This window comes from Kamptonema animale CS-326 (genome assembly GCF_028330895.1).
Classification (GTDB): domain Bacteria; phylum Cyanobacteriota; class Cyanobacteriia; order Cyanobacteriales; family Microcoleaceae; genus Kamptonema; species Kamptonema formosum.
Genome location: NZ_JAQMUA010000335.1, coordinates 1 through 5,273 on the forward strand (window position 1 = coordinate 1; position 5,273 = coordinate 5,273).

Annotated in this window: 4 protein-coding genes; 2 read left to right on the top strand and 2 right to left on the bottom strand. The window is 41.1% G+C overall.

Going from position 1 to position 5,273, the window contains the following annotated elements:
* Positions 1 to 174: 174 nt before the first annotated feature.
* Positions 175 to 1,251: a GGDEF domain-containing protein gene (locus PN499_RS19530; protein ID WP_272033781.1), complete on the top strand. Its 1,077-nt coding sequence runs from the start codon at positions 175 to 177 to the stop codon at positions 1,249 to 1,251.
* 201 nt (positions 1,252 to 1,452) lie between these two features.
* Here the strand turns inward: PN499_RS19530 and ada are convergent, their stop codons facing one another.
* Positions 1,453 to 2,550, bottom strand: a complete 1,098-nt coding sequence (gene ada / locus PN499_RS19535) for a bifunctional DNA-binding transcriptional regulator/O6-methylguanine-DNA methyltransferase Ada (protein ID WP_272033783.1) — start codon at positions 2,548 to 2,550, stop codon at positions 1,453 to 1,455.
* 198 nt (positions 2,551 to 2,748) lie between these two features.
* Entirely contained in the window at positions 2,749 to 3,246 is a 498-nt protein-coding gene (locus PN499_RS19540) for a hypothetical protein (protein ID WP_272033785.1), read from the bottom strand.
* A gap of 316 nt (positions 3,247 to 3,562) precedes the next feature.
* Here PN499_RS19540 and PN499_RS19545 point away from each other — a divergent pair.
* The coding region (locus PN499_RS19545) for a tetratricopeptide repeat protein (RefSeq protein WP_272033787.1) at positions 3,563 to 5,273 on the top strand (1,711 nt) is incomplete at its 3' end.

A 5,273-nucleotide genomic window follows, 5' to 3' on the forward strand; every position in this document is an offset into this window, starting at 1 on the left:
CCATTAGCCATTACCAATTAGCCATTAGCCATTACCAATTAGCCATTAGCCATTACCAATTACCAATTATCAGTCGTACCTCCTCTACCTGAAAAACGCTATATCAGTATCAGAGGTATTCTGAGTCCTGTTCCTTTTTCTTCTTGCTTCTACTATAGCTTTCCACTTAGTGCCATGACATTACTAACGAACGATCCAATGGAAATCCTCAAGCGAAAAGCCATAATCTTCATCTTGGTATTTATGGTTTTAGGAGGAATACTAATTACATTTCTACATTTACTTGAAGGCACAACCCATACAATTTCGTTAGTAATTCCTCCTCTTACATCAATTACCTGCTTGAACCTTCTGATCTATCTAATTAAGTATCCCCAGCAAATTTACCGAGTCATAAATCTTCTTTTAGCGTGGAGTAGCTTTATCATCATTTTTCCAGAGTATTCTTTTGTGATTGAGGCATGGTTAGACAAGGAAAAACGGTTGATTGATACTTTACCACCGATTTCGTCAGGACTTTTTTTGCTCACAACCAGCATGATTATTTTCTTGCGTCCTCGTCGATTGGTTCGGCTGACAATCCTACTTTGGTTTATTATAGCCGCTCCAGTGGTTGTTTACTTGATATTGCATCTCCCAGAATTAGAAACACCTAGAGGTATAGATTTAATCGTTACACTTGTCCCTGCTATGGCTATTAATCTATGCTTCATTCGATTTTATTCGCAACTACAAGATGCGAACAATAAACTTTATCTTGAGCGCTTTCATCTTATGGAAATTTCCGAAAAAGACGCTCTAACCAGTGTATTTAATCGAGGTGCGGGAGAAAGGATACTCCAAGACTTAATAAATCAATCAGAGGAGCAAATCGGTATTATTTTGTGCGATATAGATCGCTTCAAACAAATCAATGATAATTATGGTCATTTAATGGGCGATCGCGTTCTACAATTAATAGCTCAATCCTGTAAGAATCGGTTAAGAGAGAAAGATATTTTGATTCGTTGGGGTGGCGAAGAATTTTTAATTGTGGTGACAGGAGATGATGAAAAGGAATTAAAACAAATGGCGGAACATTTGAGATTGGCGATCGCGGATCGACAAATACCGGAAGTGGGCAAAGTCACTGCTTCATTTGGAGTTGCCTTGCGTCAACCGGAGGAGGATATAATTCAGCTATTTGCCAGAGCCGATCGAGCATTATATCGGGCTAAAGGGTACGGGCGGAATCAAGTAATTGCAGCCTAGTAAGTTGTTTAGCATTTTCGCAACTTACGCATTCAACTAAATAAACTGGGTTTTTTACCGAATTTCTAAGCTGCACGAAATTTCATTATTTATCAATCCCTGTAGGGACACGCCAATGCCCATTAGGTGTCAACTTAAGCCGAAAGCCTGCCAGGGGCTGAAGTCCCTGTCTAATAGCTAAAGCCCTCTGAAGAGGACTAATTAAGATTTAGAGTCTCTGTTGATTGCATACTCTTTCTCTAAATCAAGGAGTTTCTCTTTCCTAAAACTTCCCCAACGATATCCTCCAACTCCCCCACTTTTAGGAACAACTCGATGACAAGGAACAATCAATGCAACTGGATTTGTCGCACAAGCGCGTGCCACAGCGCGGAGAGAATTTGGCTGTCCAATAGCATCAGCAATATCACTATAAGTAACCGTTGTACCAGCAGGAATTGCCTGTAAAGCATTCCAAACTTGTAATTGAAATGCTGTAGCTTTCACGTCACAGGGAAGATTAGGCAAAGGTAAATTACCGCTAAGATAATCTATTAAAGATTGCATCCATTGACACAATTCTGAATCCGCTTTTTCCAGGGAAGCATTGCTAAATTCTCGTTGCAATTCGCTTTCAAGTTCTGCTGCATTATTTCCCAAGCGAATGTTACAAATCCCGCGCTTAGTGGCAGCTACAATTACAAAACCGAGAGGAGAATTAGCGATCGCATAACGTATTTCTTCACCGGAACCAAGGCGTTTATAAGTATTAGGAGTCATGCCGAGTTGTTTTGGTGCTTTTTCATATAATCTACTACTAGAGCCGTAGCCGACTTCGTAGAGGGTGGGTGCGATTTCTTCTCCCTGTCTGAGATGTTCTTTTAAACGTTTAATCCGCAGAGAATCGGCATATTGAAAAGGGGAAACTCCGACTATTTGTTTGAATATTCGCTGTAGGTGAGTGGGACTCATGGCGACGCGATCGCCTATTTCTGATAAGGTGGGTATGCGATCGCACTCTCCCTCTATATAACGACAAGCTGCAATTACCTTGTCTCTGGCGGGATTGTCAACAGTCGCATTTTGTGGCTGACAGCGTTTGCAGGGACGAAAGCCTTGATTTTCTGCGGCTTCTGGTGAGTTAAAAAAAGTAACTTGGCTGCGGTTGGGTTTGCGGCTGGGACAGGTTGGACGGCAATAAATGTTTGTCGATCGCACGCCGTAGAATAATTTACCATCAAAGTTGGTGTCTCGATTCAGGATTGCTTGCCAAAGGGTTTCTTCTGAAAGAGATAAAATTTGCGGTGCTGATGCGTGCATAAATATTAAAATTTAACTACATGACTTTAGCTTAAACATATTTTTAATTAGGTTCTATCCGATTCTTGCGATCGAATTTGAAAAAGGGGATAAAATCTGATGAGGTTTGAAGATGTGACTATCGCAATGCGTTTTAACTTCCCAATAAAAAAACGTGACTCTCCCGATTTTATCAGATAAGAGCCACGCTATTTGTCTCTAAATAAACTTCAAATTGCCACCGATAATAATCGCGATCGCATCTTGATCCAACTCTCGCTTCAAGTACAACGCAAACAGTTTAATCATCCTTTCCCCGACTTTCATTTGCGCTTGCGTCGTCAAGGCCGCAACTAAAAAACCAGGTTCTTCTACTAACTGTCCAGTTTCCTCTAAAATCCATCCTCCTTTGATATCAGGAAAAGCCGTGAATCCTCCAAATAAAGTCGCAAATAAGAATTTTGCTTGTTTTTGGTAAAAGGAGTTATCCGCCGGCTGGTTTTTATGCCGCGTTCCCGGTATAATCACACCATTGAAACGATTTCGATCGGGCGTTGTCTCTTCAGTTAAACTGATAATTGACTGTCGCTGAGGCTCACTTGGTAATAACCTCTTGATGCTATTATCAATGGTGAAACAGAGCGCGATCGCATACGGCATTGTTGCCCAAGTTTGCTCAAGCAACACTTTTGCCTCAATCATGCTAAAATCAGACATAAGAACTCCTCGCTCCGATCAAGAGCAAAAAAATTACATTTGAAGTCAAAAAAACTAAAGCGGTACTGGCTGTAACCAGTGCATCGCTAACAAAGTTTCTAAAGCGTCTCTAGTCTCACCTGGGGTCGCTTTTTCGCTTATATGGCTAAGATAACAGGAGTAAAAATAAATGTCAACCAAAATCCCCAGATATTTATCAAAAATGTGTTAAACTATAGACAATGAGTCTAAAGCCCAAGCAGGATAAGCTTTTTATGATAGTTCACCCAGTGCGAACACAGCCTTAGACTACCAATCTCAACATTAAATGGTTAGTATGACAGAAACTTTTCTCTCCCACTTCACGCCGAGTCTGATGTCGGGGGATGTTTTAGAACAGATGCTTGTCCAACGCCAGGAACTTGCACAGGAACTTGTCGATCGCGTTCGTGAAAGTGCAACTACTCCAGTCAAGCATTACACTTTACTAATTGGGCCGCGTGGTATTGGCAAAACTCATTTAATTTCTCTCATTTATCACCGCGTTCATCAGCAGGAAAATTTGCGCGATCGCCTCTTTGTTGCGTGGTTATGGGAAGACAATTGGAGTATCACTTCATTTTTAGATTTAATAATTAGTATCTTTACAGCATTAAAGCAAGATTATTTAGAGAAATATCAAAAGCAACTTCAGCAGAAAGTTGAAGCTCTCTATTCATCTCCAGAGACGGCTGAACAGACAGCAGTAGAATTGTTAAAAGATTTCATTGGCGATCGCACGTTACTACTGCTAGTAGAGAACTTAGACCAAATATTTGACGGGTTAGGTAATTCTGGTCAAAAGCAATTTCTCGTTTTCTTGCAAGAGTCTAATTGCTGTACGATAATCGCCACCTCACCGAGTTTATTTGATGATATTGATAATAAAAAAGCACCTTTTTATGATTTCTTTCGCCTCCACGACTTACAGGATTTAACTGCGGTCGATGCAGCACAATTGTTGATAAATGTGGCAACAATCCAGGGCAATATTGAGTTAAAAAATTTCATTGCTTCACCAAACGGACAAGCTCGGATTAAAGCGGTTCATCACTTAGCAGGTGGCAACCCCCGCGTCTATGTAATTTTCTCCCAATTCCTCACCCGTGAATCCCTGGATCAATTGGTGAAACCTTTTATGCGGATGCTCGATGATTTGACACCTTATTATCAGTCACGAATGCAATTTCTTTCGCCTCAACAGCGAAAAATTGTAGAGCTTTTGTGCGATCGTCGCCATGCTGTTAGTGTTAAAGAAATTGCGGAGCGCTGTTTTATTACACAGGCGACAGCATCTAGTCAACTTAAAACTCTGCGGAATTTGGGATATGCTACTGCGGAAGCGATTGGGCGCGAGTCTTATTATGAATTACGGGAAGTGCTGATGCGTTTTTGCCTTGATGTTAAGAAGCAGCGGGGTGAAGGGACTATACAGTTATTTGTAGATTTTTTGCGGATCTGGTACACGCGGGAAGAATTACAGCAGCGATTAGAGTTAGGGATAGCCGATATTACGAATAAAATAGGAGTTGATTTTTCGGGAGAGTTATTGACTGTTGGTTTAGATAAATTGTCCTCTGAACTAATGAAACCATTGCCGCCTAATGGCTTAATGGAAATACAATATCTGCGTCATGCGTTGGAAGGGGTGGAAAGAGAAGAGGAAGATCCCCGCATGGTAGCGTACTGGCAGGAATATGACAATTATTTTGATGAAGAAGATTATGTTAATGCTCTGCAAATCACAGAAAAATTGATAGAAATTAGCGGTAAAGTAGAAGACTGGTATAAGCGGGGTCGTGCGCTGGGAAGATTAGGGCGAAACGAAGAAGCAATTAGCTCTTTTGACAAAGCGATTGAATTCAAACCTGACTTCCACGAAGCTTGGTATAACCGGGGTGGGGTGCTGGTAAACTTAGAGCGATTTAAAGAAGCGATCGCTTCTTACGACAAAGCGATTGAATTCAAACCTGACTTCCACGAAGCTTGGTATAACCGGGGTGTGGTGC

Excerpts from the sequence above, each read along its gene's own strand:
- PN499_RS19530 (WP_272033781.1), top strand. The coding sequence starts at position 175 with ATGACATTACTAACGAACGATCCAATGGAAATCCTCAAGCGAAAAGCC.
- ada (WP_272033783.1), bottom strand. The coding sequence starts at position 2,550 with ATGCACGCATCAGCACCGCAAATTTTATCTCTTTCAGAAGAAACCCTT.
- PN499_RS19540 (WP_272033785.1), bottom strand. The coding sequence starts at position 3,246 with ATGTCTGATTTTAGCATGATTGAGGCAAAAGTGTTGCTTGAGCAAACT.